At 67.0% G+C, this 26,647-nt stretch carries 27 protein-coding genes; 13 read left to right on the top strand and 14 right to left on the bottom strand.

Annotated elements, in window-relative coordinates; all coding sequences use genetic code 11:
• Positions 1–104: 104 nt before the first annotated feature.
• Complete coding sequence (locus tag BST42_RS06050) at positions 105–1,115, top strand: zinc-dependent alcohol dehydrogenase (RefSeq protein ID WP_083117656.1); 1,011 nt, start codon at positions 105–107, stop codon at positions 1,113–1,115.
• Here BST42_RS06050 and BST42_RS06045 read toward each other — a convergent pair.
• Positions 1,112–2,008, bottom strand: coding sequence for an LLM class flavin-dependent oxidoreductase (locus tag BST42_RS06045; RefSeq protein ID WP_083117897.1), 897 nt, complete (start codon positions 2,006–2,008; stop codon positions 1,112–1,114). The two genes, BST42_RS06050 and BST42_RS06045, sit on opposite strands and share 4 nt — an antisense overlap.
• Positions 2,009–2,043: 35 nt before the next feature.
• Positions 2,044–2,589, bottom strand: a complete 546-nt coding sequence (locus BST42_RS06040) for a TetR/AcrR family transcriptional regulator (protein ID WP_237159267.1) — start codon at positions 2,587–2,589, stop codon at positions 2,044–2,046.
• A 105-nt stretch (positions 2,590–2,694) separates the two neighbouring features.
• Here BST42_RS06040 and BST42_RS06035 point away from each other — a divergent pair, with 105 nt between their 5' ends.
• The 5 genes from BST42_RS06035 to BST42_RS06015 are packed head-to-tail and all read left to right on the top strand — an operon-like array spanning position 2,695 to position 6,843.
• Complete coding sequence (locus BST42_RS06035; RefSeq protein WP_083117896.1) at positions 2,695–3,936, top strand: cytochrome P450; 1,242 nt, start codon at positions 2,695–2,697, stop codon at positions 3,934–3,936.
• A gap of 14 nt (positions 3,937–3,950) precedes the next feature.
• Entirely contained in the window at positions 3,951–4,145 is a 195-nt protein-coding gene (locus BST42_RS06030) for a ferredoxin (protein ID WP_083117654.1), read from the top strand.
• A 3-nt stretch (positions 4,146–4,148) separates the two neighbouring features.
• The gene (locus tag BST42_RS06025; RefSeq protein WP_083117653.1) at positions 4,149–4,853 is read left to right on the top strand and encodes an NIPSNAP family protein; all 705 of its coding nucleotides are present in this window, start codon (positions 4,149–4,151) and stop codon (positions 4,851–4,853) included.
• Entirely contained in the window at positions 4,853–6,076 is a 1,224-nt protein-coding gene (locus tag BST42_RS06020; protein ID WP_083117652.1) for a cytochrome P450, read from the top strand. The genes BST42_RS06025 and BST42_RS06020 overlap by 1 nt, the downstream gene beginning before the upstream one ends.
• A gap of 53 nt (positions 6,077–6,129) precedes the next feature.
• Positions 6,130–6,843, top strand: a complete 714-nt coding sequence (locus tag BST42_RS06015; RefSeq protein ID WP_083117651.1) for a TetR/AcrR family transcriptional regulator — start codon at positions 6,130–6,132, stop codon at positions 6,841–6,843.
• On the opposite strand, the gene BST42_RS06010 is transcribed toward BST42_RS06015, so the two are convergent.
• The 3 genes from BST42_RS06010 to BST42_RS06000 all read right to left on the bottom strand — a co-directional run bounded on the left by BST42_RS06010 (position 6,791) and on the right by BST42_RS06000 (position 10,777).
• Entirely contained in the window at positions 6,791–7,759 is a 969-nt protein-coding gene (locus tag BST42_RS06010; RefSeq protein ID WP_083117650.1) for an enoyl-CoA hydratase/isomerase family protein, read from the bottom strand. The genes BST42_RS06015 and BST42_RS06010 overlap by 53 nt on opposite strands.
• A gap of 127 nt (positions 7,760–7,886) precedes the next feature.
• Positions 7,887–10,148 (bottom strand): molybdopterin-dependent oxidoreductase, encoded by a 2,262-nt coding sequence (locus BST42_RS06005; protein WP_083117649.1) that lies wholly within the window; start codon positions 10,146–10,148, stop codon positions 7,887–7,889.
• Between the two features lie 29 nt (positions 10,149–10,177).
• Positions 10,178–10,777 (bottom strand): TetR/AcrR family transcriptional regulator, encoded by a 600-nt coding sequence (locus tag BST42_RS06000; protein ID WP_083117648.1) that lies wholly within the window; start codon positions 10,775–10,777, stop codon positions 10,178–10,180.
• A gap of 119 nt (positions 10,778–10,896) precedes the next feature.
• Here BST42_RS06000 and BST42_RS05995 point away from each other — a divergent pair, with 119 nt between their 5' ends.
• Complete coding sequence (locus tag BST42_RS05995; protein WP_083117647.1) at positions 10,897–11,682, top strand: thioesterase family protein; 786 nt, start codon at positions 10,897–10,899, stop codon at positions 11,680–11,682.
• 3 nt (positions 11,683–11,685) lie between these two features.
• On the opposite strand, the gene BST42_RS05990 is transcribed toward BST42_RS05995, so the two are convergent.
• The 3 genes from BST42_RS05990 to BST42_RS05980 all read right to left on the bottom strand — a co-directional run bounded on the left by BST42_RS05990 (position 11,686) and on the right by BST42_RS05980 (position 15,794).
• Positions 11,686–12,069 (bottom strand): PaaI family thioesterase, encoded by a 384-nt coding sequence (locus BST42_RS05990; RefSeq protein WP_083117646.1) that lies wholly within the window; start codon positions 12,067–12,069, stop codon positions 11,686–11,688.
• Between the two features lie 26 nt (positions 12,070–12,095).
• On the bottom strand, positions 12,096–14,222 hold the full coding sequence (locus BST42_RS05985) for an elongation factor G-like protein EF-G2 (protein ID WP_083117645.1): 2,127 nt from the start codon (positions 14,220–14,222) through the stop codon (positions 12,096–12,098).
• Between the two features lie 93 nt (positions 14,223–14,315).
• The gene (locus BST42_RS05980) at positions 14,316–15,794 is read right to left on the bottom strand and encodes an adenylate/guanylate cyclase domain-containing protein (RefSeq protein WP_083117644.1); all 1,479 of its coding nucleotides are present in this window, start codon (positions 15,792–15,794) and stop codon (positions 14,316–14,318) included.
• Between the two features lie 97 nt (positions 15,795–15,891).
• Between BST42_RS05980 and BST42_RS05975 the strand changes: the two genes are divergently transcribed.
• Positions 15,892–16,740, top strand: a complete 849-nt coding sequence (locus tag BST42_RS05975) for a TIGR03619 family F420-dependent LLM class oxidoreductase (RefSeq protein WP_083117643.1) — start codon at positions 15,892–15,894, stop codon at positions 16,738–16,740.
• A 4-nt stretch (positions 16,741–16,744) separates the two neighbouring features.
• The gene (locus BST42_RS05970) at positions 16,745–17,545 is read left to right on the top strand and encodes an SDR family NAD(P)-dependent oxidoreductase (protein WP_083117642.1); all 801 of its coding nucleotides are present in this window, start codon (positions 16,745–16,747) and stop codon (positions 17,543–17,545) included.
• Here the strand turns inward: BST42_RS05970 and BST42_RS05965 are convergent, their stop codons facing one another.
• A complete protein-coding gene (locus BST42_RS05965; RefSeq protein ID WP_083117641.1) occupies positions 17,546–18,214 on the bottom strand; it encodes a YoaK family protein in 669 nt (222 codons plus the stop codon). It lies immediately after the preceding gene.
• On the bottom strand, positions 18,211–19,005 hold the full coding sequence (locus BST42_RS05960; protein ID WP_083117640.1) for an SDR family NAD(P)-dependent oxidoreductase: 795 nt from the start codon (positions 19,003–19,005) through the stop codon (positions 18,211–18,213). The genes BST42_RS05965 and BST42_RS05960 overlap by 4 nt, the downstream gene beginning before the upstream one ends.
• A 73-nt stretch (positions 19,006–19,078) precedes the next feature.
• Between BST42_RS05960 and BST42_RS05955 the strand changes: the two genes are divergently transcribed.
• Positions 19,079–19,903, top strand: coding sequence for a mycofactocin-coupled SDR family oxidoreductase (locus BST42_RS05955; protein WP_237159266.1), 825 nt, complete (start codon positions 19,079–19,081; stop codon positions 19,901–19,903).
• An 80-nt stretch (positions 19,904–19,983) separates the two neighbouring features.
• Here the strand turns inward: BST42_RS05955 and BST42_RS05950 are convergent, their stop codons facing one another.
• A complete protein-coding gene (locus tag BST42_RS05950) occupies positions 19,984–21,651 on the bottom strand; it encodes an acyl-CoA synthetase (protein ID WP_083117638.1) in 1,668 nt (555 codons plus the stop codon).
• A 183-nt stretch (positions 21,652–21,834) separates the two neighbouring features.
• Between BST42_RS05950 and BST42_RS05945 the strand changes: the two genes are divergently transcribed.
• Both BST42_RS05945 and BST42_RS05940 read left to right on the top strand, forming a co-directional pair.
• Positions 21,835–22,551 (top strand): TetR/AcrR family transcriptional regulator, encoded by a 717-nt coding sequence (locus BST42_RS05945; protein WP_237159265.1) that lies wholly within the window; start codon positions 21,835–21,837, stop codon positions 22,549–22,551.
• Positions 22,544–23,452, top strand: coding sequence for an LLM class F420-dependent oxidoreductase (locus BST42_RS05940; RefSeq protein ID WP_083117637.1), 909 nt, complete (start codon positions 22,544–22,546; stop codon positions 23,450–23,452). The genes BST42_RS05945 and BST42_RS05940 overlap by 8 nt, the downstream gene beginning before the upstream one ends.
• Before the next feature lie 7 nt (positions 23,453–23,459).
• On the opposite strand, the gene BST42_RS05935 is transcribed toward BST42_RS05940, so the two are convergent.
• Both BST42_RS05935 and BST42_RS05930 read right to left on the bottom strand, forming a co-directional pair.
• The gene (locus BST42_RS05935; RefSeq protein WP_083117636.1) at positions 23,460–24,701 is read right to left on the bottom strand and encodes an MCE family protein; all 1,242 of its coding nucleotides are present in this window, start codon (positions 24,699–24,701) and stop codon (positions 23,460–23,462) included.
• A gap of 175 nt (positions 24,702–24,876) precedes the next feature.
• Positions 24,877–25,680 carry an SGNH/GDSL hydrolase family protein gene (locus tag BST42_RS05930; protein ID WP_083117635.1) on the bottom strand — a complete coding sequence of 268 codons (804 nt, stop codon included), beginning with the start codon at positions 25,678–25,680 and terminating at the stop codon, positions 24,877–24,879.
• Between the two features lie 69 nt (positions 25,681–25,749).
• Here BST42_RS05930 and BST42_RS05925 point away from each other — a divergent pair, with 69 nt between their 5' ends.
• The gene (locus tag BST42_RS05925; protein ID WP_083117634.1) at positions 25,750–26,394 is read left to right on the top strand and encodes a TetR/AcrR family transcriptional regulator; all 645 of its coding nucleotides are present in this window, start codon (positions 25,750–25,752) and stop codon (positions 26,392–26,394) included.
• Here the strand turns inward: BST42_RS05925 and BST42_RS05920 are convergent.
• Complete coding sequence (locus tag BST42_RS05920) at positions 26,384–26,608, bottom strand: hypothetical protein (protein ID WP_083117633.1); 225 nt, start codon at positions 26,606–26,608, stop codon at positions 26,384–26,386. The two genes, BST42_RS05925 and BST42_RS05920, sit on opposite strands and share 11 nt — an antisense overlap.
• Positions 26,609–26,647: the final 39 nt, after the last annotated feature.

Genomic DNA, 26,647 nt, shown 5'->3' with positions numbered 1-26,647 from the left:
GCGGCCGTGTGCCTTACCATGACGGTCACGGTAGGGTGCGGCACCGCCGGTGTCAACCGTCGATTATTCGAAAAGCATTGTGCGAGTTGATCTGTGAGGAACCGATGAGAGCAGCGATGATCACCGGGCCGGGCCAGACCGACGTCGTCGATGTCGCCGATCCGGTGGTGGGGCCAGCCGATGTCCTGGTGAAGATCAGAGCCTGCGGCATCTGCGGCTCGGACGCGCTGTACATCTCGATGGGTGGGCTGCCCCCGCGTCAGGGCCGCATGCCGCTCGGGCATGAACCGGCGGGCGAGGTCGTCGAGGTCGGCCGCGACGTCACCGGCGTCACCGTCGGCGACCACGTGGTGATCAACCCGATCGGCGCACCGAGCGGAATCATCGGCAACGGCGGCGCCACCGGAGCGCTGGCCGAATACCTCATCGTCGAAAACGCCGTGCGCGGGCAGAGCATCGAGGTGATCCCGGCGGACATCCCGTTCGAAGTCGCCGCCCTCAACGAACCGATGGCCGTGGCCCGGCACGGCGTCAACCAGACCAGACCCGCACCGGCGGACAAGGTGGCGGTTTTCGGTGCCGGGCCCATCGGCCTGGGCGCCACCATCGCCTACAAGGCCCTCGGTGTCAGTCACGTGACCGTGGTGGACCTGATCGGCTCGCGGCTGGACAAGGCGCTGGCCGTCGGCGCCGACTCGGTGATCAATGCCGGCGATGAGGACGTGGCGCGGCGCCTGGTCGCGTTGCACGGCAAGGGCAAGGCGATGTGGCCGGGCAAGTCGGGCACCGACATCTACCTCGACGCCGCCGGCGCACCCGCGGTGATCAACACGGCGCTGGCGGCGGCACAGATCGGCGCGCGACTGGGGGTGGTCGCCGTGCACAAGGAGCCGGTGGGAGTGGACTTCGTCAACATCATGGCCAACGAGATCACCATCGTCGGATCAATGGGCTATCCCACCGAGATCTTCGACGTGACCAAGGATCTGATCGCCAACTGGGAGAAGTACGCGGTGATCGTCAGCCACACCTTCGATTTCGGCGATGTGCAGGACGCGCTACAGACCGCGTTGACGCCGGGTGCCGCCGACAAGGTCGTCGTCACCTTCGCCTAAAGCTGCGGCAGGACCTCGGCGGCAAGCAGTTCCAGGGTCGCGTCCGACGCCCGGTCGTGGGTGAAGAACACCACCTGCCCGAAGCCCATTTCCCTAAGTGCACCAAGTCGGTCGACGATCGCGGCAGGCGTGCCGACCAGGCCGCCCTCGTGCAAGCCGAAACCCGGCCCGCCGAACCGCTTCTCGGCGACCTGACGCACGCCCTCCAACGCGGCGGAATCCGGTGCCAGGGCCAGCACGGCCTCCACCGACATCACGATCGAGTCAGGATCCCGGCCGACGTCCTCGCAGATCCCCCGCAGGACGGAAAGTTTGTGCTCCATCTCGCCGAGGGCATAGGTGGGAACGTTCCAGACGTCGGCGTAGCGGGCGACCAGCGGCAGGGTGTACTTCTCTCCGGATCCGCCCACCACGATCGGCGGTCGTGGCTGTTGAACCGGTCCTGGTTCGATCGGCATGTCGCGAACCGTGAAATAGGTTCCGCTGTAATCGATCCGTCGCTCGGCGAACGCCTGGGTGAGGATCTCCAGCGTCTCCTGCAGTCGCTCGGAGCGCTCCGCGAACGTGCCCCAGTCCAGTCCGAGCCGGTGGTGTTCGTCCTCGATGGATCCGCTGCCGATACCCAGCTCCAGCCGACCGCCCGAGATCTGGTCCAGGGTGGTGGCCATCTTCGCCAGCACGGCGGGATGACGAAACTGGTTGCACAGCACCATATGCCCCACGCGCAGGCGCTCGGTGCGGCTCAGCAGAGCGGTGGCCAACGTCCAGGCCTCCAGCGAGTCGATGCCGGGGACACCGGGGCCGTACATGTGGTCGTAGAGCCACAACGAGCCGATGCCGAGTTCCTCACAGCGTTGCGCGCGGTGCACTACCTCGGCGTAGCTGAATCCCATCTGCGGGACGTAGATCCCGATGTCGAGGGGTGGGGTCACTGTTTGATGCCGACGGCATGGCGCAGCTGGGCCAGGAACTGGTCGGCGTCGTCGCTGCGAACCACGTAATGCGATATCGCGACCCGAATTGCAGTGGCGGCCTTGATCTCCGCGTTCGGTCCGCTCAGCAGCCGCAGCAGCCGGGTCCGCATCAGTGGCAGGATGCGGTCCAACTGGGCGATCACCACCTCGGGTTCGATGTCGATCAGCCGGACCCCGGAATAGGTCTGCTGGTAGGAGACGATGAACTGCAATGCCGCGTCGAGTTTGTCGGTTCCCCTCAGCCCGGCGGTGGCCCGGCTGATGCCGGTGTCGAACATCTCCCGCTCGTAGGCGCCGAAAGCGTCGAGCAACTCGGTCTTGGAGGCGAACCAGCGGTACAGGGTGGGCCGGGACACCCCGGCCTGCAGAGCAACCTCGGACAGACTGAGCTTGGTCTGCCCGCTTCGAGCGAGCACTTCGGCGGTGGCGTTGAGGATGCGCCGCCGCGACGAGGTTTCGTCATCGTCGGGGATCACAGCGGTGGTTCCTGCCGGGCTCACGTGTACAGGATTACAGGTCGCGGCCCGGGTGTCACGCGGAGTTCACACATCCGAGAGCGAAAACACTGTCTTTACAAATACTGGGCAAAGTGTCACGCTGTGCACGTGTCGGCGGACCAGCGTGGGTACAGCCCCCACGACATCACGTCGCGGCGATTCTGGGGCCAGACCTTCGACGTCCGCGACCAGACCTTCGCCGCTTTGCGGGCCACCGACGGACTCACCTGGCATGAGCCGTTCCCCTCGTTGTTCCCGATGGACGAGCCCGGCTTCTGGGCGTTGACCCGGCGCGCCGACATCGTCCACGCCAGCCTGCACCCCGAGCTGTTCAGCTCCGCGCAGGGCATCGCGCTGGACCCGATGCCCGCCGACATCCAGCGGATCGCCACGTTCTTCCTGATGATGGATCCGCCGCAACACACGGTGTATCGCCGGCTCATCAGCTCGGCATTCACTCCGCGCAACGTCGCCCAGATCGACGAGCAGGTCCGCAAGAACGCTGCCACCGTGGTCGACGAACTCGTCGGCGCCGGTGAGGTCGATTTCGTCGCGGCCTGCTCGGCACGACTGCCGATGATGACGATCTCCGAGATGCTGGGCGTACCCAACTCCGACCGCGAGGCGGTGGCCAAGGCCGCCGAGAAGCTGTTCTCCATGAGTGATGACGAGTACGCCACGATCGAGGAGCGCGCCGAGGCGACCGTCAACGAGATGTTCCTGTTGGCGGGCACCGGCATCGAGTTGGCCAAGTTCCGCCGCAGGCACCCGGGCGATGACTTGATGACCAGCATCGTCAACGCCGAAGTCGACGGGCACCGGCTCACCGACGAGGAGATCGGCGCGTTTCTGGTGCTGCTGGCCTCGGGAGGCAACGACACCACCAAGCAGACGACCTCGCACGCGATGCTGGCGCTCGCGGCGAACCCGGACCAACGCGCCTGGCTGATGGCCGATTTCGACGGCCGGATCGGACCCGCGGTCGAGGAGTTCATCCGCTGGGCGACGCCGGTGCTGCAGTTCGCCCGGTTCGTCGCGCAAGACACCGAACTCGCCGGCCAGCAGCTCAAGGCGGGGGAGAAGGTCGGCTTGTTCTATTGCTCGGCGAACCGGGACGAGGCCGCCTTCGACCGGCCGGGCGCGTTCGACCTGAAGCGCTCGCCGAACCCGCACCTGGGCTTCGGTGGCGGCGGCCCACACTTCTGCCTCGGCAACCAGTTGGCGAGGACGGAGCTGCGGAATCTGTTCCGCGAGTTGTTGTTCCGGGTCGACGTCGAGCTCGGTGAGCCAGACTATCTGTTGAGTAGTTTCGTGCACGGGATCAAGCGACTCCCCGCGTTCGTGCGGTGAGCGTGAGGCGGGCTATGCGTATCGAAGTGGACCTGACCAAGTGCACGGGGCACGGTGTCTGCGAGACGATCGCCGAGGACGTGTTCGAAGTCGACGACGACGGCAGCGTCCGTATTCACGGCGACCAGCGGCCCGAAGCGGACCGGACGCGGATGCTGCAAGCCGTCACCCAGTGTCCGGCCGCGGCGCTCACCCTGATCGAGGACTGACCCGTGAAGAAGTACTTCAGCCACACCCTGCTGTACCTACACGAGACCATCGCGCTGGGCTCCGAGCGTAGCGATCGGTTCACCGAGAAGTTCACCAGTGTGTATCAGCCGATGATGGAACAGCTTGGGGCGCGGCTGTTCTCGATCTGGGAGACCACTCCGTACAACGGACACTGGCCGCAGGTGACGATCATCTGGGAGATCGACGCATTCGCCGACTATGCCCGGATCGGACGGGCGCAGGCGCCCGGCGGCAGCCATCGCGAGGCCGCCGCGCAGTGGTCGGACTACCTCGCCGCTGCCGGAGCATCGGGGGAGGGCCGGATCATGTACGCCGGACGCAGCAACCGCACGCTGGCGGAGCTCAAGGACTCGCACTTCACTGCGGGGCTGGTGATCCAGGAGATCATGCAGACCAAACCGGGCAAGCAGGACGACTACATCCGCGAGTTGGAACGCCTCTACGTCCCATGGTCGGAGCGCACCGGCAAGCGCTGGCTCGGGTCCTTCATCACGACGTTCCGCTTCAACGAGGTGATCCACTACTGGGCTCTCGACGGCGACTGGGACTGCTTCGAAAACCATTACCCGTCGTGGAAGGACAGCCCACCGGCCGAGATCGTCACGTGGATGTCCGTCGCGCCGGCGCTGCGTGACGGATGGGAGGACTCCATCCTGCAGGCTCTACCGCCGTCGCCACTCCGATAATGACCGTGCCGCAGGACTTCTCGTACAGCCCGTTCGATCCGGCGGTGATGGCCGATCCGCGCCCGTTTTACCGGACGCTGCGTGGTCATCACCCGGTGTACTACGTCGACGAGCTCGACACCTTTGCACTGTCCCGGTTCGACGACGTCTGGAACGTGCTGGCGATCAACGACGGCACCTTCGTCGCATCCGAGGGAACCCTGCCCGCAGCGACGGTACTGGCACACCGCAATCATGGGCCGGTTGCCGACCCGCCATTGCATCCGTTGCCGTTTCACGCGAACTTCGACGCGCCGCTCTATGACGACGTTCGGCGTTGCACGGCGGCGCCATTCCGGCCGAAGTCCGTCGCGGCATGGCAGGACCGCATCCGCGCACTGGCCAACGAGCGTCTCGACGAGTTGCTGCCACGCGGCAGCTTTGACCTCACCCAGGACTACGGCGGAATCGTCGCCGCCTCCGTGGTGTGCGAACTGGTGGGACTGCCAACAGATTTGGCTGCCGACGTGCTGGGCACCGTCAACGCGGGCAGCCTGGCAGAGCCGGGCACCGGCGTCGAGGTGGCCAACGCCAGACCGGGGTACCTCGAGTACCTGATTCCGGTGGTGCAGCAGGTCCGGGCCGGGACGTTCCCCGGCCCACTGCCGATCGTCGAGAACCTGCTGGCCTACCGGCTGCCCGACGGATCGGCACTCACCGACAGTGAAGTGGCCGTCCAGATGTTGGGCGTGTTCATCGGCGGCACCGAGACCGTCCCCAAGATCGTCGCGCACGGGTTGTGGGAACTGCTGCGCCACCCCGATCAGCTCGCGGCGGTGCGCGCCGATCCGGTGGCCAATGTCCCGGTCGCCCGTGAGGAGATCATCCGCTACTGCGCCCCAGCACAGTGGTTCGCCCGAACGGTGCGCAAGCCCTTCACCATTCACGACACCACGATTCAGCCGGGCCAGCGGATCATCACGCTGCTGGCGTCGGCCAACCGCGACGAGCGGGAGTTCGACGAGCCGGAGGCGTTCCGCTGGGACCGTCCGATCCAGCGGTCGTTGGCGTTCGGCCGGGGCCAGCATTTCTGTTTGGGCTATCACATGGCCCGCTTGGAGATCGCGGTGATGCTGCAGGAGTGGCTGCGCCGCGTGCCGGACTACCGCATCGACGCCGACGGCGCCCTGCGGCCACCGTCGAGTTTCCAGTGGGGTTGGAACAGCATCCCGGTGTCGGTCTAGGCGTGCCAGTAAACACCTTGATTTACTTTCCAGCTGTGTGTTGACTGACTGCGGTGAGCTCTGCCAAAGACCCTCGCACTGACCGGTCGTCGATCACGCGCGACGCGCTGCTGGTGGCCGCCGAGCGCCTGTTCGCCGAGAACGGTCTGTATGCGGTGTCGAACCGGCAGATCAGCGATGCCGCCGGCCAGGGCAACAACGCTGCCGTCTGTTACCACTTCGGTTCTCGATCGGATCTGCTGCGTGCGATCGAGGCTCGGCACCATGCCGCGATCGATGAGATCCGTCGAGGCAAGCTGGCTGATATGCCGCCGAACCCTGAGTTGCGGGATTGGGTCGGCGCCTTGGTCCATCCGTTGACCGAGCATCTGCACGGCCTCGGAACAACCACCACCTATGCCAGGTTCGCGGCCCAGGTGATGGCCGACCCAGCCTGTCGGGAGCTGGTCGGATCGTATGCGATGACCTCGGAGCGGATGCTCAAGACGGTGCGCGGGATCAACCGGTGCCTTCCGGCCCGCCCGAGACGCGTTCGGGTCATCCGGTGGACGATGGCGCGAAACCTGTTGATGCACACCTGCGCCGAGATCGAGGGTGAGCGGGCGACCGGCGCAGCGTCAGCGAGTTCCGGTTGGCTGGTGGTCGGTGAGGAGTTGGTCGACGCGCTGGTGGGCCTCTGGTCCGCCCCCGACGTGGCGCCGCGCGCCGGACAGGTCAGGGTTTCTTCCGCCCGGAGTGGCTCAACCGCCACTCTGGCGGGAAGTTGAGGTCGTTGTCCTTGACCACGTTGTTGAGGCCCTTCTCGAAGGTGCCCTCGGTCAGGTCCGGGTAGTTGTCCCGGTCGTTGGTCATCATCGGCAGCATGCCCTCGACCACACCGGTGAGAAGGCTGCCGAAGTACTCGCCCTTGTGCTGCTTGTAGAGCTCGAGAAACGTCTTCTGCACGACGACGGTGTCGGTGGGGCGTGTCTTCGAGCACGCCATCGCATACTTCAGGGTTTCCGCCTCGAGTTGCTCGCGCGGGACGACACTGTTGATGAAGCCGCAGTCGTACATCTCGGCGGCGGTGAAAGGCCGTCCGGTGAAAAGCATTTCGGAGAACTTCCGCAGGCCCATCGTTTCGGCCCACCACCACAGGCGGGGCCCCCAGCCGACGTAGCGGAACGCCGGGTGACCGAACAGGGCATCGTCGGAGGACACCACCAGGTCGGCGTCACCGGCCTGGTAGAAGTGCCAGCCGTAGCAGTACCCCTTCGCTTCCACGATGGTGATCTTCTTGCACTCCTGCAGCGGCCGGTTGCCCGCGCGCGCCTTGGCGTAGTGGTCGGTGAGTGTGTACAGGTAACGGTAAGAGTCGCCGGGCGGGTACTTCACGCTCTCGTCGCTGATCGAAAGTTCGTGCAGCAGAGATGTTCCCGGGTTCTCCAACATCTCGCGCTGTTCCGGCAGGTCGCCACCGCTGCCGAAGTCGTTGCCCTCCCCGCGGATGACCACCACCTTCACGTCGTCGTCGACATTGCATTTGTGGATCATGTCGGCGAAGTTCTGCCGCATCCCCATGGTGGTCGAGTTGAGTTCGGCGGGCCGATCAAAGGTGATGTAAGCAATGCGATTAGCGAGATCCTTCTCGAACTTGATGTAAGGCTCCGCTTCGCGCTTCATCTGCTCGTAGTCGTGCTCCATGGTGCGCAGCTCCCGTCATGCACGCAATGATGCTGCCGACACCGACTGGCAGCGCTACGGGTGCAACATAACGGGATTCACGCGCCGGCCGCAATAAATCACGCAATTTACTTTGCGATGATGCCGCTTATCTGGCCGTGACGAGCTCCGACGACACCGCTTCCAGCCGGGCCGGGACGTGTTTGTGCCAGGGCGTCCCGGCGTAAGGATCGCGCCAATCAGTGGAGGTGAGCGCATTGGGTGCGACACCGGGAACCCGGCGCTGCCCGTCGGCGTCGACGTAGTCGAGACCGAAACCGTTGGGCAGTGCGGCGTGCCCGGCCATCATGGTCTCGCTGATCTCCACGGTGGCCTCGGCGCTGCCCGCGGCGGTGGTGATCCGGACGCGCCCGCCGTCGACCAGACCGAGTGCCGCGGCGTCTTCGACGCTGACACGCAAAGCACCGTCGGCGTCGCGCTTGCGCCAGGACGGATCCCGCAGGATGTCGTTGGCGGTGAAGGCCCGGCGCTCGCCGGCGGACAACACGATCGGGAACTCCGGGTCGGTCAGCTCCGGGCGCTCGTCGGCCAGCGCGCGGATGTCGTCGAGCATCTCCGGGATCACCAGAGCGATCTTGCGGTCGGGGTGACTGATCAACGCCCAGTCGTCGGCGTACTCGTGCACGCTGAACGTCACCCCGGACTTGCCGGCCAGGATCGCATCGAACAAGGCGTTACCGTCTGCGTGCCCGGCCCGGCGAACCGCCTCCGGATACGTGACCGCCGCCTTCTGCGCCAACCCCCACAGTGCGGCCGCACCGGCCAACCCGTCGGGCAGCGTTGGTCCGAGCGTTTCGTACAGCACAAAGGGCAACGCCTTGCCCAGCGCCGGGTTCGCGGCGAGCTCGGCGAAGAAGGCTCGGGTGTAGGCGTCACGGCCCTGTCTGGCGGCCTCGCGCAGCGGGCGCAGGTCGTCGCCGTTGATCACGCCGAGCGCGCGAACCAGCCGCGCCCAGATCTCAGGCTCGGGCAGCGTGCCCGGGGTCGGCTCGAAAAGCCGGTGACGCAGATGAAACTCGTTGCGCGGGAACTCGAAATTGAAGAAGGTGGCTTCCGGCTTCTCGAACTGGTTGGCTGCGGGCAGCACATAGTGGGCGAGCCGCGCCGTCTCGGTCATCGCCACGTCGATCACCACCAGCAGTTCCAGCGATTCGAACGCGGCGCGGCAGTTCTCCGAGTCGGCGATGGAGTGTGCCGGGTTGGCGCTCTCGACGATCATCGCGCGGAAGCGGTCGGGATGGTCGGTCAGGATTTCCTCGGGTACCACGTTGGACGGCACCAGCCCGGCGATGATCGGCGCACCGGTCACCGGGGAGCGTCCGACGCCACTGAGGCTGAATAACGGCGCGAACGACGAATGCAGATGCTGTCCACCGGGTTTGGCGAAGCTACCGGTCAGAATCCACAGCAGCTTGTTGAGGTAGGAGCACAGGGTGCTGTTGGGTGCCTGTTGCACGCCGAGGTCTTCGAAGACCGCGACCGAATCGGCTCCGGCGATGCGACGGGCCGCGGCGCGCAGGAGCTCCTCGTCAACCCCGCTGCGTTCGGCGTACTCGGCGATCGGCACCGTCGCCAGCACCGCGTGCACCTCGTCGGCACCGTGCACATGCTCGGCGAGAAACGCGTCATCGCAGAGGTTTTCCTGCACGAGCACCGCAGCCAGCGCTGCCAGGCACCAGGCGTCGGTGCCGGGCCGAACCCGGAGGTGGAAGTCCGCCATCTTGGCGGTGTCGGTGAGCACCGGGTCGATGACGACCATCGAGCGGGCCGGATCCTTGGCGATGTCGTTGAGTACAGTACGAGCGCGCGGAAAGCTCTGCGACATCCACGGGTTCTTGCCGACGAACACCGAGACCTCGGCGTGCTCGAACTCGCCGCGGGTGTGCCCGCCGTACAGCTGGAAGTCCACCCAGGCCTCGCCGGTCTTCTCCTGCGCAAGGGCATTCGACCGGTACCTCGAACCGAGCAGCTTGAGGAAGGCGCCGCTGTAGGCGCCACCGAGGTGATTGCCCTGACCGCCGCCACCGTAATAGAAGATCTTCTCCCCGCCGTAGGCGTCGGCGATCCCGCGGAAACCCTCCGCGATCTCGGTGATCGCGGTGTCCCAATCGATTTCCTCGTAAGTGCCGTCGGGCCTGCGCCGCATGGGAGACGTCAGCCGCGCCCGGTTGTTCTGATAGTGGTCAAGTCGCAGCGCCTTGTTGCAGGTGTAGCCCTGCGAGGCGGGGTTGTCCTTGTCACCGCGGATGCGGGCCAGGGTGCGGACCCCGTCCTGGACGCTGGTTTGCACCACGATGCCGCAGTTGCATTCGCAGAGGATGCAGGCGGTTGGTTGCCAGTCAGCGGACATCGGATCTCCTAGGTCCATGGTCGAACTCCTCATCGCGGCTGCGCCGCTTGATCGGTCGTTCGACGGGTGGGCAGTTCGGCTTCGAGTAGGTCGCGCAGTTGCCGATGGACGATGTCGAGCGGTTTGGTGTCGCGCGCCGCGCGGGCGAGCACGATGGCACCTTCCAACGCGGCGGTCGTGGTCACCGCGATCTCCTCGGCGCGGTCCTTCGCGATTCCGTCGGCGATCAAGCGCTGGGCGATCAGGTCGTTCCAGCGGGTGAACGCCTCGGCGGCTCGCTCGATCACCGGGTTGGCGTTGCCCGGCTCGCCGGATTCGACGGCGACGGCCACCACCGGGCAGCCGGCGCGGTAATCGGTCTCGAGCAGGTTCTTGCGATAGAAGCGGGTCAGCCCGTCGAGCATCTCGAGGCTGCTGGAGGCCTTGGCCAACTTGTCTGCGACAAAGTCCGCGACGTAATCGACTGCCTCACCGAGCAATTGGGCGCGTCCGCCGGGGAAGTAATGGTACGCCGAGCCGCGAGGTGCCCCGCTGTGTGCCAGGACGTCGGCGATCGCCGTGGACTGTGCTCCGCGCTCGCGGATCAACAGTGCGGCCGAGGCGACCATCCGCTCGCGGGGGCTCGTCATGCCTATGTATGTAACCATACATAATCGCTCGGCACCAGAGGTTGGTTCTCGACTCTGCGCTGAGTGGATAACCGGAGCACGGAGATCTCCTCGACGAGTAGGGCGGTACCGTCGCGCGAATGTCGTACTTCAGCCGAGTGTCCGATCACTCCTACCGGGCCAGCGAGCATGCCGGCGGCGCGTGGAACCTCGCCGAACAGCACATCGCCCCGTCGTTCGGACTGCTAGCGCACGCCATCGAGACCGACCGCGACGCCCGAGGCAACGACCACCTGGTGGTGGCGCGGCTCAGCTACGACATCCTCGGCACGGTGCCCGTCGATGCCGTCGCCCAGATCAGCGTTCGGGTGCTGCGGCCGGGCCGCACCATCGAGCTCGTCGAAGCCACCCTGACCCACCAGGACCGTGCGGTGGTGCTGGCGCGAGCCTGGCTGATGAAGAGCTACGACACGTCGGCGCTACGCGGCAGCGGCCTGCGGCCGATCCCGCCGGCGGCGGACTTACCGCGATGGGATCCGAGTGCGGTGTGGCCGGGCGGCTTCATCGCGTCGGCCGAGGTGCGACGTGCCCAGGAGCGGCCGAGCCGAGCCGTCTACTGGGTGCGCACCGCGGTACCGCTGCTCGACGGCGAGCAGGTGAGTCCGCTGGCCCGCGTGGCGGGACTGCTCGACATCGCCAACGGCATGACGGTCCTGGTGGATCCGCGCGAGGTGGCTTTCCCGAATCTGGACCTCACCGCCCACTTCTTCGCCGAGCCGGCCGGCGACTGGGTGGGTTTCGACACCGCGGTGTCGATCGGGCCGAGTGGAATCGGCCTGACGCACAGCATCATTCACGACAAGACCGGCCCGATTGGTGCGGTGTCGCAGAGTTTGACCGTGCGGCCCGGCGCCGGCATCGGGTGACCCTCAGACCGCGGCGAAGTTGATCGTGCTGGTGGCGGCCAGTTCGTTGTCCTCGCCGCGATGGATGTCCACCTGCACCACCACCGAACGCTTGCCGGTGCGCAGGATCTTTGCGACCGCGCGGGCCGGGCCGACCTTGATCGGCCGCAGATAGCGGACGAACAAGTCGGTGGTCGCGATGCCGAACCCGAACGGGGTCGCGCGCGATGCCAACTGCCCCGCGGCCACATCAGCCATCGTGGCGATGAGACCGCCCTGCAACCCACCCGCGGTGTTTGTCGTGCGCTCGTCCACCGGCATCTCCAGCACGACGGTGTCGTCCGTGGCTTCGACGACCCGCAGCCCGAGCTGGTCGAACAACTCCCGAAGCGAACGCGGTGCGGTCATGGAGAACGACGTTACCGCGCGCGAGGCTAGACCTGGACCTTCGCCGCAGCGGTTTCCGGCATCGGCTCGTAGCGGGCGAACGACCGGGTGAACGATGCGGCGCCGTGGCTGAGGCTGCGCATGTCGATCGCGTATCTGGTCAGCTCCGCCTGTGGCACCTCCGCCCGGATCAGAGTGTGGTTCTCCCGGGCCTGCTCGGTGCCCAGCACCCGGCCCCGCCGGGCGGACAGATCGCCCATGACCGCACCGACGAGATCGTCGGGCACGTCGATGGTGACCTCGTCGACCGGTTCGAGCAGATCGATGCGGGTCGCCGCGGCTGCCTCCCGCAGCGCCAGCCCGCCGGCCATCTGGAACGCCATGTCGGAGGAGTCGACGCTGTGCGCCTTGCCGTCGACCAGCGTCACCCGGATGTCGACGACCGGGTAGCCGCCGTGCACGCCGCGCTCCATCTGTGCGCGCACACCCTTCTCCACGCTCGGGATGAACTGTCGGGGAACCGCGCCGCCGACGACCTTGTCGACGAACTCGAAGCCACCGCCCTGCGGCAGCGGTTCCACTTCGATGTCGCACACCGCGAACTGGCCGTGTCCGCCGGACTGTTTGACGTGGCGGCCGTGGCCCTTGGCCGGGCCGGAGAACGTTTCGCGCAACGGGATGCGAACCTCGACGGTGTCGACGTTGACGCCGTAACGGTTCGCCAGCGCGTCGAGCACCACGCTGGAGTGTGCTTCGCCCATGCACCACAACACGATCTGGTGGGTTTCCGGGTTCTGCTCGATGCGCAGCGTCGGGTCCTCGGCGGCGAGCCGCTGCAAGCCGACGGAGAGCTTGTCCTCGTCGGTCTTGGCGCGCGCGGCGATCGCCACCGGCAGCAGCGGCTCCGGCATCGTCCACGGCTTGAGCAGCAGCGGATCGGCCTTATCCGACAACGTGTCTCCGGTCTCGGCACGGGTGAGCCGCCCGATTGCGCAGATGTCACCCGCCACGACCTGCGCGGCTGGGCGCTGCTGCTTGCCCAGCGGGAACGACAGTGTGCCGATGCGTTCGTCTTCGTCGTGGTCGGCGTGGGTGTTCGCCTCGAAGAAGGCCGAAAAATGGCCCGACACATGCACTGTCGTGTCGGGCCTGATGGTGCCGGAGAACACCCGAACCAGGCTGACCCTGCCGACATAGGGGTCCGACGTCGTTTTGACCACCTCGGCCAGCAGCGGTCCGTCCGGATCGCAGGACAGTCCATTGCGGGCCGCACCGTGGGTGGTGTAAACCTCGGGCAGAACATGCTCGGGTGGCGACGGGAACCCGCGGGTCGCGACTTCCAGCAGCTCGACGGTCCCGACCCCGGTGCCGCTGCACACGGGGATGACGGGGAAGAACGACCCACGCGCGACGGCCTTCTCCAAGTCGGAGATCAGCACGGCCTCGTCGATCACCTCACCACCGAGATAACGCTCCATCAGCGATTCGTCCTCGGACTCCTCGATGATGCCTTCGATCAGGGTGCCGCGATGCTCCTCGATCCGGTTGGAGTAGCCGTCGTCTGGGGGGTGGACGGTACGCGTGCCGTCGCGGTAGTCGTACTGGCTGCCCGACAGCAACCCGACCAGACCTGTCTCGGTGGGCAGGTACAGCGGTAGAACCTTGTCGCCGAAGGCATCCTGAGCGGCACGCAGCGCGGTGTCGTAGTTCGCGCGGGCGTGATCCAGTTTGGTGATCGCCACCGCGCGTGGCATTCCGACGTCGTCACATTCATGCCACAGCCGCTTGGTGGCCTCGTCGACGCCGTCGTTCGCGGCGATCACGAACAATGCGCACTCGGCGGCGCGCAGGCCGGCCCGCAGTTCACCGACGAAGTCGGCGTAGCCCGGGGTGTCGATCAGGTTGACCTTGATGCCGTCGTGCGGGATGGGTGCCAGTGCAAGCACAACCGAGCGTTGTTGGCGGATGGCCGCGTCGTCGAAGTCGCACACCGTGGTGCCGTCGACCACCGACCCCGCCCGCGGCAGCACGCCGGAGGCGACCAGGAGGCTTTCGACGAGGGTGGTCTTGCCTGCGCCGGACGGGCCGACGAGCACGACGTTGCGTATGGCGGCCGGACTGTCCGCGGCGGGAGCCGGTCGAGCGGCCTGCGAAGTGTTCGTCTTGTCTGCCATGACAAACCTTCCCCCGCGCGCGTAGGCGCGCAAATCGGACTACAGCCCCACCATTCACCCGATGCCGCGGTCGGCACAAGGGATCGGCGGAATTCAGGCTGCGGGCGCCGACATTCGGGTCGGCTCGAAGCGGCCGCGCAGCACCTCCGAGGCGTATTCGACCCAGTGCGCGCGCTCGGCCTGGTCGGCCTCGGCCAGTGCGACATCCGAGCACAACGCGCGTTCGCCGGTGGTCTTGGCCCGATCGGCAAGGCGTGCAGCCTCGTTGACCGGATCGCCGATCACCGTGTACTCGTAGCGGTGTTCGGCGCCGATGTTCCCGGCGAACACCCGCCCGGCCGACACCCCGATTCCGAAGTCCACGACGGGAAGCCGGCGCAGCGCGACCGTCAGCGCGCGGGCGGTCGCCAGTGCATCGGACGCCGCGCGGGCACTCGGCAGGGGCGCACCGAAGACCGCCAGCACCGCGTCGCCCTGGAACTTGTTGATCAGCCCGTGCCGTTCGTCGACGGAATCGACGACGATCTGGAAGAAGTCGTTGAGCACCCCGGCGACCTCGGCCGGCGAACTGCTTTGCGCCAACTGCGTCGAGCCGACCAGGTCGACGAACAGCACCGCGGCCTCCCGAACTTCACCCGTGAGTGTGTCGGCGTCGCTGACCGCGCGGATGGCCACATCGGTCCCGACGTGGCGCCCGAAGAGATCGCGCAGCCGATCACGTTCTGCGAGTCCGGCCACCATGCGGTTGAAACCGCTTTGCAGCCGGCCGATTTCAGAGCGCTCGTACACGTCGACCGCCGTCGTCATGTTGCCGCGTTCGACCTCGGCCATGGCGGCGACGAGATCATGCACCGGATCGGAGATGGACACCGCGACGATGGCCATCCCGCGCAGCCCGACGAAAATCGAGATCACCGCGAGCACGATCACCGGGATCTCCAGCGACGCGGACTTCTGGATGATCCAGCCGTTGGATCGCATGATGACCACGACGGCGATGCCGATCGTCGGCAGCGCGCTGCTCATCAACCACATCAGCAGCAACCGCGACAGCACCCCTGGTGCGGTGTCCCGGCCGGTGAGGTTGACGGTTGCGGCGGCGGTGATCGGGCGCATGGGGCGCTGGATGAACAGCAGCGCCGCACCGGTTGAGGTGGTGGCACCCAACAGCACCGACATCCCGATCAGCCAGCCGGCCACCGCGCCGCCGTCGCGGTTGACGACGAACAGTGCCGTGCCACTGACCATCCAGATCGCCGCCAGAAACGCGGACTGGTTGCGCAGAAACCGGCGGACGAACAGGAGGTCGACGGCGTCGGGCTGCTCGCCGGCAGTGAACCAGCGCAGCTTGCGGTCTACGACCAGGGCGGCGTAGGCGATGGTGCTGGCGAAACCGAGAACCGACAAGATGAGGGAGGCGATCAAGGTATCGGTCCCGAACACCGTCTCGGCGGCGTCGACCAGATCGTGGCGCAGCGGCAACACCAGCGCGGTCAGTTCGACGGCCGCCAGCATCTGGGCCAGGACGAGCGCGGAGGCGTAGCGGACCTTCCACCTGCTCGCCGTCGTCATAGGCCCAAACGGTACTGGGACGACTTCGCAGAATCACGCTCTCCGAAACTGAGAGTAATACTTCCGAGGACGCTGTCCGCTGCGTAACATCCGCGCTGTGAAGTTCGGGATCCCACTCGGTGGCGTTCACCCCGGCCTGTGGCGGGACCTGACGGTGCGGGCCGAAGAACTGGGCTACGAGTCGGTGTGGCTGCCCGAGCACCTCGTGCTGCCCGCCGACATGTCCGGCAGCCCGCACCACGGCGACACTCATCCGCCGATTCCGCCGCATACGCCGATGTTCGACGCAATCGCCTACCTGTCGTATCTGGCGGGCCAGACCAGCACGATCCGCCTGGGCACCTACGTCTACAACATCGGGCTGCGCCACCCGTTCGTCAGCGCCCGCGCTGCCACCACGCTGGACGTCATTTCGGACGGCCGGTTCGACTTCGGTATCGGCGCCAGTTGGCTGCGCGAGGAGTGGGACGCCGCCGGGCTGGACTTCAGCACCCGCGGTGCCCGCGTCGACGAGGCACTGGAAGTGTGCCGGGCGCTGTGGATCGAGCCGACCATCTCCCATCACGGGCGCTTCTTCGATTTCGACGCCGTCGCGTTCGAGCCCAAGCCCGTCCAGCCGGGCGGCCCGCCGGTCCACGTCGGCGGTGACGGAATGCCCGCTCTGCGCCGAGTTGCGCGGTTCGGGTCGGGCTGGATTCCGATGAATCACAACCTCGACCAGATCCCCGGATCGGTGCGGAAGCTCTCGGCGCTGTGGGCGGAGCACGGCCGCGACGGCAAACCGGAGGTGACCACGTCCGCGCCCGCCGATTCACCCGGAGACGTGCACCGGGCGGCCGATGCGGGGATCGACCGGATGATCGTCATGCCATGGCGGCGCACCCGGGAGGCGCTCGACGGTATCGCCCGCTTCGCCGATGATGTGCTGAATCCGTCGCGGAGTTGAGGTCGTGACGATCACGCCGTCGGACGTCCTGCTGACCGGCCGGGTGGCGGTGGTGACCGGCGGCGGGGCGGGCATCGGCCGCGGGATCGCCGACGGGTTGGTGCAATTCGGGGCGACCGTAGCAATCTGGGAACGCGACGCGCAGAGCTGTGCAGCGACCGCGGACGAGCTGGGGGTGCTCGGCGTCGTGGCCGATGTCCGTGACAGCGGACAGGTCGATGCCGCACTGGCGCGCACCCGCGACGAGCTCGGGCCGGTCAGCATCCTGGTCAACAACGCCGGCGGGGTATTCACCTCGCCGCTACTCGACACCACCGAAAACGGCTGGGACGCCTTGTACCGGGCGAATCTTCGACACGTCCTGCTGTGCACTCAGCGCGTGGCCAGGCAGCTGGTCGACGAGCGCTGCGGCGGCAGCGTCATCTCCGTGACCTCGATCGAGGGAGTCCGTGCGGCACCCGGCTACGCGGCCTACTCCGCGGCGAAGGCCGGGGTCATCAACTACACCAGGACCGCGGCCTTCGAACTGGCGCCGCACAATATCCGCGTCAACGCCATCGCACCCGACATCACCGTCACCGAGGGCCTGCTGGCGCTGTCGCCGGACGGGATCCGCCCCGAGCTCGGCCAGGCCGTCCCACTGGGCCGCCTTGGCCATGTCGACGAGATCGCTTCGGCTGCAGTCTTTCTCGCCTCCGACATGTCGCGCTATATCACCGGCCAGACACTGCACGTCGACGGCGGGACTCAGGCTGCGGGTGGGTGGTACCACGCCGACGGCGGCGCGCGGTTCGGCCCGACCTGATCAGCTGACCCGGCGGTCCAGGCCGAGCAGGGCCGCGGCCGTCAGCACACACACGGCGGCGACCGCGATGGTCAACGGCACCGACACCTGCACCAGCAGCGCCCCCGCGACCGCACCGGCCAGCATCGTGGTGATCGAAGCGAACCGGCGGACGGGTTTGGCGCCGGGCCCGCCGGCAACGCGACTGTCGGCGGCCAGCCCCGTCACCGTCAAGGTGAGCACCGTGGTGGTCAGGTCGGCGACCGCCATCCGCCTTGCCGTGCTGTTCTGCAGGCCGAAGGCGAACGCCAGCGTCGCCACGACGACCGGGCGGCCCAGCGTGGAGACGCCGAAGGCGGCGGCCGCCGCTGCGACGACGCCGAGAAGCGCCCCTTGCGCCAGCAGCACCGACATCGGCCACGTCGGCGACGCCGCCATCCGGTGACCGACCGCGCCACCCACCAGCGCGCCGAACATGAACGCGCCCAACGCGATCAGCGCCATCCACGCCGACAGCCCGGAACTGGGGTTTGCCGCAAAGCCGAGAAAGACGATATTGCCGGTCATATTGGCGACGAAGACGTGGCCGAGGCCGAGGTAGGACACGGCGTCGATCACGCCCGTGCCAGCGGTGAGACTCAACAACGCCGCGATGGTGCGCCGCGACGTGGTGGGTGCAGCGCCGGTCACGGCAGGATGGCGTCGACGTAACCGCCGTCGACGCGCAGCGCGCCGCCGGTAGTGGCCGAGGCCATCGGTGAGCTGAGATACACCACCATGTTCGCGATCTCTTCTGGCTCGATCAGCCGTTGCAACAACGACTGCGGCCGGTGCTCGACCATGAACTGCCGCTGCGCCTGATCCCACGGCACGCTCTTGTCGACGAGCTGGTAGACGAAATCCTCGACACCTTCGGTGTGCGTCGGTCCGGCGATCACCGAGTTGACAGTCACTCCGGAACCGGCCGCGGCCTTGGCGAATCCGCGCGTCACCGCCAGCAGCGCCGTCTTGGACATGCCGTAGTGGATCATCTCGACCGGTGTCACGACCGCAGAGTCGCTGGCGATGTTGAGGATTCGGCCCCAGGACCGCTCGGTCATCCCGGGCAGATAGGTCCGTGTGAGGCGTGCCGCGGACAGCACATTGACCTCGAAGAACCTGCGCCATTGTTCGTCGTCGATCTCGAGCGCGGGCACCGCCTCGAAGATGCCGAGGTTGTTCACCAGGATGTCGAGCTCCGGAAGCGCGGCGCGGAGGGCGGCCGTACCGTCGTCGGTGGTGACATCGGCGGGCACCGCGACGAGGTCGGCACCCTCGACAGTGTCGGCTATCTTCTCGATGGCCCGCTGGACCGATGCCTGCGACCGTCCGTTGATCGCGACCCGGGCACCGGCGCCGGCCAAGCCCGTGGCGATGGCCAGGCCGATGCCTTGGGTCGAACCGGTCACCAGTGCGGTCTTGCCGCTGAGGTTGATGTGCATAGCGTGCACAAGCGCTCGCAACGGTTCCCGAATTCCCGACCATCCATCAACCATGCAACCGTATGGTGAGGCCGTGACAAGTGATCGCCCGCTCGAGGGCAAAGTTGCGTACGTGACCGGCGGGGCCAGGGGACAGGGTCGCGCGCACTGCGTGCGGCTGGCCCAGGCCGGGGCCGACATCGTCACCATCGACGCCTGCGGGCCGGTCGGCAAGCACATCGGGTACCAGCCGTCGACACCGGAGGACCTCGCAGACACCGTCCGCCTGGTGGAGGACGAAGGCGTCAAGATCAGCGCCGAGCGGGTCGATGTGCGTGACCACGACGGTCAGAAGCGAGTAATAGCCTCTGCCATTGAGCAATTCGGTCGCCTCGACGTCGTCGTCGCCAACGCGGGAGTGATGAGCTGGGGTCGGGCCTGGGAGATCCCGCAAGAGCAGTGGCAGGAGATCATCGACGTCAACCTCACCGGGTTCTTCAACACCGTGCAGGCATGCGTGCCGGCGATGATCGAAGCGGGCAACGGCGGTTCGATCATCGCGATCAGCTCGTCAGCGGGTATCAAGGCCGTGCCGGGCGCCGGGCATTACTGTGCCAGCAAGTTCGGCGTTGTGGGACTGGCGAATTCGCTGGCGCTCGAGGTGGGCGAGTACGGGATCCGGGTGAACTCGGTGCACACCTACGGCGTCGACACCGCGCTGGGCAACGACCTGTCGATGTACTCGACGTTCGAGAAGCACCCGCACTACGTCTACAGCTTCTCGCCGGGCGCGCTGCCCACCGAGTCGCTGATCGCGCCGAACCAGGTCAGCGAAGTCGTGCTGTTTCTCGCGAGCGACGCGTCGGCATTGTTGACGGCCGCCCAGATTCCGGCCGACAAGGGCTACATGAAGGTGTGATCCGCGCCGAGAGTAACGCCAGGGCGGCAGTCGGCCGGATTTTCCGCCCTCGCGTTACTGTCGCGCCGGCGAGAGGCGATCTAGGCTTGGGCGCCAAGGCTTTCCACGGCGAGCTCCTTGGCCCAGCGGTAGTCGGCCTTGCCGGCGGGGGAGCGCAGCACCTTCTCGGTGCGGATGAACGCCTTCGGCAGCTTGTAGTGCGCGATGTGCTCGCGGCAGGCCTCGGCGAGCTCGGCATCGGTGGCGCTGCGCCCCTCGGCGAACTGCACGATGGCCACCACCTCGCTGCCCCACCGCTCCGACGGGCGCCCGGCTACCACCACGTCGTACACCGCGGGATGGCTGGCGACCGCGCGCTCGACCTCCTCGGCGAAGATCTTCTCGCCGCCGGAGTTGATCGTGACCGAGTCACGGCCGAGCAGTTCGATCTGGCCGTCGTCCAGGAACCGGGCGCGGTCACCCGGCACCGACCAGCGCACGCCGTCGATGGTGGGGAAGGTGCGCGCCGACTTCTCCGCGTCGCCGAGGTAGCCCAGCGGGACATAGGCCCGTCGCGCCAGCCAGCCCTCACCTTCGCCGGGCGCCAGTACCCGGCTGAAATCCGTTGAGATGATGGCGGTGTCGTGCTGTGGGGTGAAGGTGGCGGCCTTCTGCTCGACGCCCTTGGCGGCCATCGTCGTCATCTGCATGCCGGTCTCCGACGCTCCGACGGCGTCGAGCACCATCAGGTTGGGCAGCGCGGCCAGAAGTCGTTCGCGAACCGTCGGCGACAGCGGCGCACCGCCGTTGGTGATGGTCACCAAGCCGGACAGGTCGTAGTTGCCGGTCTCGATCTCGTCGAGCAGCGGCCGGGCGATCGCGTCGCCGACGACCGGAATGCTCAGCACGCGTTCACGTTCGGCCAGCCGCATCACGGCGGGGGCGTTGAGCCGGTCGACGTCGTCGGGCAGCACCATCCAGCCGCCGGTGCTGAACATGTTGAACGCCGCCCACTGCGCAGCGCCGTGCATCAGCGGCGGGATCATCAGCACGGAGCGGAAGCCGGCGTTGGTACGGACCTGCTCGGCCAGGTCGTCATAGGTCGACAGCGACGTGTCGGATCCGAACGGCCGGCCCCCCATCGCCGACATGAAGATGTCGTGCTGGCGCCACAGCACACCCTTGGGCATCCCGGTGGTCCCGCCGGTGTAGAGGATGTAGAGGTCGTCCCCGCTGGGGGTGGGCATGCCACCCGCCGGAGCGGGAGTGCTGACGATGGACTCGTAATCGACTGCGCCGGGCAGCAATTCGTTGCCGGAAGAATCGGCGACCTGGATCAGCACCCGCAGCTCCGGAAGCCGGTCGCGGATGGCGGCCACGCACGGCGCGAACTCGGCGCCGTAGACCAAGGCCTTGGCGCCCGAATCGGTCAGCAGGTAGAGGAGCTCTTCCTCCACGTAGCGGTAGTTGACGTTGAACGGCGCGACCCGGGCCCGGTAGCCGGCCACCATGGCCTCCAGGTATTGGTTGCCGTTGCGCAGGTACAGCCCGATGTGGTCCTGACCGGATTCGTGCGGCGCCAGCTGATCGCGCTCGGTGTGACACCCCAGCCCCTGGGCGACCAGGTAGTGCGCGACGCCGTCGATGCGGGAGTCGAGCTGCGCGTAGGTCAGGCGTTGACCGCGCCAGATGAGCGCCTCGTGATCCGGCAGCGTCGTGGCGACGGTGTGAAAGACCGACGAGAGGTCGAAGCTGGCGGCGCTGCTCATGGGCGGTCCTCCGGGGTGGCCGAGACTAGAACGCGTTCTAGTCTGCCACGGGTGCAGGCGCTCTCTCGGGGCGGAACATCACCTAGCGGGACCGGCACACGTCGACAGTGCCCCGGTGCGTCGCGGCCCGACCCACAGCCATAAATGGTGGTGCGCCTCCACTTCGGCGAGTAGTCTGGCCTGGTGATTCCGGGCGCACAACGGGGTGTCGAGCGGTCCAAGCCACTTCGGGCCGACGCCGAACGCAACCGGGAGCGGATCGTCTCCGCTGCCGCCCGGCTTTTCGCTGAGCAGGGTCTGTCGGTTCCCCTGGAGGACGTGGCCCGCGCCGCTGAGGTGGGGGTGGCGACGCTCTATCGGCGCTTCCCGACCCGGACCGACCTGGCGATCGCGGCGTTCGAGCGGAACATGACCTCCTACGAGGACGCGGTCGACAAGGCTCTGACCAACCCGTGCGCCTGGGACGGCTTCCGCGACCTCGTGTACGACGTGTGTGCGCTGCAGGCCTCCGACCCGGGACTGCGGGCCCTGCTCACCACGGCGTTCCCGGCGAGCTCGGTCATCGAACAGCGTGCCGCCGGAGCCGTCGAGAAACTCGGGCAGGTCATCGCTCGGGCGCAACAGGACGGGACATTGCGTCCGGATATCGGCGTTGGCGACATCGTGGTGATGCTGCTGGCCAACACCGGTGTCCTGGAAGCGACCCGCGAACACGCACCGGACGCATGGCGCCGATTCGCCGCGCTGATGGTCGACTCGTTCCGGGTCGGGCCGCAGCACGCGCTGCCGCCGCCGACCCCGGCTGAAGAGCTCCGCAGTTCGATCGCCATGCTGACAGGCGACACCTTGCGTATCGAATCCCTTCCCCCGACCGAACCCCTGAGGAGCGACCTTGACTGACCGCCCGACCATCGACTTTCCGGCCCGAATCGGTGTGTGGTGGGCGAGCGAGAGTTGGTCGATGCCCGCAGCCGTCGAAGTGGCGCAGGAGATCGAGGCGCTCGGCTTCGGATCGCTGTTCATCCCGGAGGTCGGTCTGAAGGACTGCATGGTGCAGTCCGCGGTGTTCCTGGCCGGAACGCAACGCCTGGTGCTGGGCACCGGGATCGCCAATATCCACGCCCGGCTGGCGACGATCGCCGAGGGTGGCGGCCGCAGCCTGACCGCCACCTACCCGGGCCGTTTCGTCCTCGGCCTGGGCGTCAGCCACGGACCGCTGGTCGAGAACATGCTCGGCGGAACCTACGACAAGCCGCTGGCCACCATGCGCGGCTATCTGGACCGGATGGCCGGTCTGCCGGACTTCGTGGAACCGGGCTCCGGGCGTCCGACCCGTCTGCTCGCGGCTCTGGGCCCGAAGATGATCGAGCTGTCCGGCACGCACGCCGACGGCGCGCATCCCTACCTGGTGCTGCCGGAGCAGACCGCGACCACCCGCGAGATCCTCGGGCCGGACAAGTGGGTGGTGTCCGAGCAGGCCGTCGTCGTCGGGGAGAGTGCCGAGGAGCAGATGCGTCGGGCCCACCTGCATCTCGAGGTCTATTCGGGCCTGCCGAACTATCGCAACTCGTGGCTGCGGCAGGGCTTCGACGAGTCCGATCTGGTGCGCGGCGGTTCGGACCGGCTGGCCGAACGCATCGTGGGGCAGGGGTCTGTCGAACAGGCCGCCGCATCGGTGACAGCGCACCTCGACGCCGGCGCCGACCACGTGGTGGTGCAGGTACTCGGCGATGGCGACCCGAGCTGGGATCCGCGGCCGGCACTGCGCGAACTGGCGTCGGCACTCGACCTGAAGGGCTGATCGACTCTCAGGGGTTGATCGTGTTCTCGCCGACCTGACGTCCCCACACATACTCGGTGAGGATCGGCTGGCCGAGTTCGAAGTGGTTGTAGGGCGCAAGCGAGGCGCCGTAGTCGGCGACCAGGAACGGCGCCGGCCAGAAGTCGTGAGTGATGGGCTGCCAACAGCCGGGCGCTCCGCCGGGACCGCCCTGGGCGTTCACCCGGGGCAGGTTGTCGGGGTACACGTACGGGTTGGGTGCGCCGGTCAGGCCGATGTGAAAGTCGATGGAGTAGCCGTTGCCGCCGGCGCTGTCCTTGGCGTTGGACGTCGCGTAGTTGCGCACGGTGCAGAGAATTTCGGGGCTGTAGGTGTCGAACAGCTGGGCGGTCGGGATCAGGTCGGCTTGGCCGCGCACGAAGTACGGGCCGCCGCGCTCGAAGATGTCGGCGCCGGTGTTGCCGAATCCGGTGGAAGCCAACAGGGCGGCGTCGAGGTCCTTCTGCTGGGCGTTGAGGGTGCTGGCGGTGGTGACCGCATGGTCGAGGGAGTCCCAGAACTCCGGACTGGCCTTGATGTAGACGTCGGCCAGGTTCGACAACTGCCGGATGTTGCTGCGGATCTGCGGCATCTGCGGGTTGACGTCGTCGAGCACCGCGTTGCCGTTGACGAGCGACTGGCCGAACTTGGTGCCCAGGCCATTGAGCGCCTCGGCGGCCGCGCTCAGCGTCATGTTCAGCTTGACCGGATCGACCTTCTCCGAGATCGAGATCAGCGTCTCGAACAACGTGTTGAACTCCGTTGTCACGTGGGACACGTCGATCACGTCGCCGCTGGAGATCCGCTGCTTCGACGGATCGGGCGGGCTACGGAACGACACGTACTTGTTGCCGAAGACGGTGCTGGCCTTGACCTCTGCAATGGCGTTGGCCGGGATCAGCGCGACGTACTTCGGGTTGACGTTCAGCGACAGCTTGGCCTTCGTGGTCCCGTCCCGTTCGACGGCGTCGACGCCGGTGACGCGACCGATCTCGACGCCGTTGTAGGTCACTTTCGACCCCGGGTCCATCACCAGGCCGGCCCGCTGCGAAATGAGGGTCAGCTCGGTCTTCGGTGTGAAGTCGCCCCGGAACTGCATGTAGACGACCACGACGATGATCGTGAGCAGGATGGCGGTCACCGCGAATGCGGTCTTCAGCGGAGGTGAGAACTGCCAGTGCCGGGCGCGCGACTCGAGCCACCCCGGCGCAGCGCCGTCGCGGTCAGCCATGTCCGCGCCTACCCATCTCGGGTCCCCTCCACCGACTGCGGTTCACCCGCAGATCGCCATTCATTGCCCTGCCACTATCCCACGCAGGCCGCTGACGTCGGGGTTTTCAGACCAATCGATACCAGTGATGAACTCCGGGTGCGGGGCGCTGCGTGACGTGGCTCACACAGCGGAGTCAGGCGGTCAGGTGGGTCTCCCGCACGAGCTGGGAAACAGGCTGCAAGACACCGTATTTCGGGTCCCTGCCGTCACCTGAGGACCGGCCGCGCGCGTGCCGCCACAGCCATGGGATCAGCAGACCCCGTGTCCATTGCCCTTGCGCGTACATCCGCTGCCAGAAGCCGTCCTGGATCTCCTCGCCGCTGGGCTGCGCCCAATCATGGTTGCTGCCGGGCAGTTCCAGCGCTTCGGCGGCGGCCTCGGCAAACAGGATGTGACCTCGGGTCGAGGCGTGCATACGGTCGTGACTCCAGTTCGACGTCTCGTTCATCGACTCGGCGTCGTAGAGATCGACCAGACCGAACCCGTGCCGGTCGGCGGCCTGGCGGATGACGGCATTCACCTCCCGGATGCGCGCCCCGATCAGCCGGCCCACCGGCAGCATCTTCGCGACGTCGGGAAATGTCGTCGTCACCACGGTCGCCCCGGATTCCGCCAGCTGGCGGTAGACGTTGTCGAGATCGTCCATCGCTTTTGCGAACGTGCGGCCGGGCCGCGTGACGTCGTTCATCCCAATGCAGACGGTGACCAGATCGGGGTCCATCGACAGTGCTCTGGGCAGCTGATCTTCCAGGACGTCGATCACCCGTTTGCCCCGGATCGCGAGATTGGCATACAGCAATCCGGGGTGGCGGTTGTCGAGGGTGGCGGCGAGCCGGTCGGCGAAGCCGATCAGACCCCGTGTGTCGTCGCCGTCCCACAGACCTTCGGTCTGACTGTCGCCGATCGCGACATAGCGAGAGAAGCCGATGTCGGACATGAACCTCGACTTTAGCGCCGTACACCGCAGTACGATCGGCAGGCGAATGGAAGCTGGGGTGTACAAAAGGTGAAGTCGTCGGCGTCGGTCGAATCCACGGCACCGCAGTCACATCCCGCTCCGTCGACACCTCGCCAGCGATTGATCGATGCGCTGGCCGCCTCGATCACCGACGTCGGATACTCGGCGACCACCGTCGCCGACATCGTGCGCCGCGCGCGGACCTCACGACGGACCTTCTACGAGTACTTCACCGACCGGGAAGCGTGCTTGGTCGCGTTGCTTGCCGATACGAACCGCCGGGCTGTGGAGACGATCTCGGCCGCCGTCGACCCGGCCGCGCCCTGGGAAACGCAGATCAGGCAGGCCGTCGAAGCCTGGGTCGCCAATGCCGAATCGGAACCGGCGGTGATGTTGAGTTGGATTCGCGACGTCCCGGCCCTCGGGATGGCGGCCAGGACGCTGCAGCGGGAGGTCACCGAGTCGTTCATCGTGATGGTCCGGACGCTGTCCGACACCGAGGAACTGCGGGCCGCCGGCATTCCGATGGTGTCCCGTCAGCGGGCGATCATGCTGATCGGAGGATTGCGGGAGCTGACGGCCGTGACGGTCGAGAGCGGTGGCCGGATGAAGGACGTCACCGACGAGGCGGTCGCCGCCGCGATCGCCCTACTGGGCCCTCATCGCGGCGGCGCGGGCGAGGCTACTTCTTGAGCCAGGCGCGAACTTTGGCCAGGTCGCGGGTGTAGGTCTCGTACATCTCGTTGTCGAAGAACGACGCGCCGCTGATGACTTCGTTGCCCTGCCAGATCACTCGGATCCGGTACCTGTCCCGCAGGTAGATGTCGACGCGACCGCTTTCGCGGCGCTGCCAGCCCTTGTCTTCGCCGGCCTCGGACAGGGCCAGCCGCTCGTCGGTGCCAGACATCAGTGACTTCTCCTCTTGGGCGGTGGTACAGGCGCCCGG

The organism is Mycolicibacterium rhodesiae (genome assembly GCF_002086695.1).
Classification (GTDB): Bacteria; Actinomycetota; Actinomycetes; order Mycobacteriales; family Mycobacteriaceae; genus Mycobacterium; species Mycobacterium rhodesiae.
This window is presented reverse-complemented; position numbering and strand designations above follow the sequence as displayed.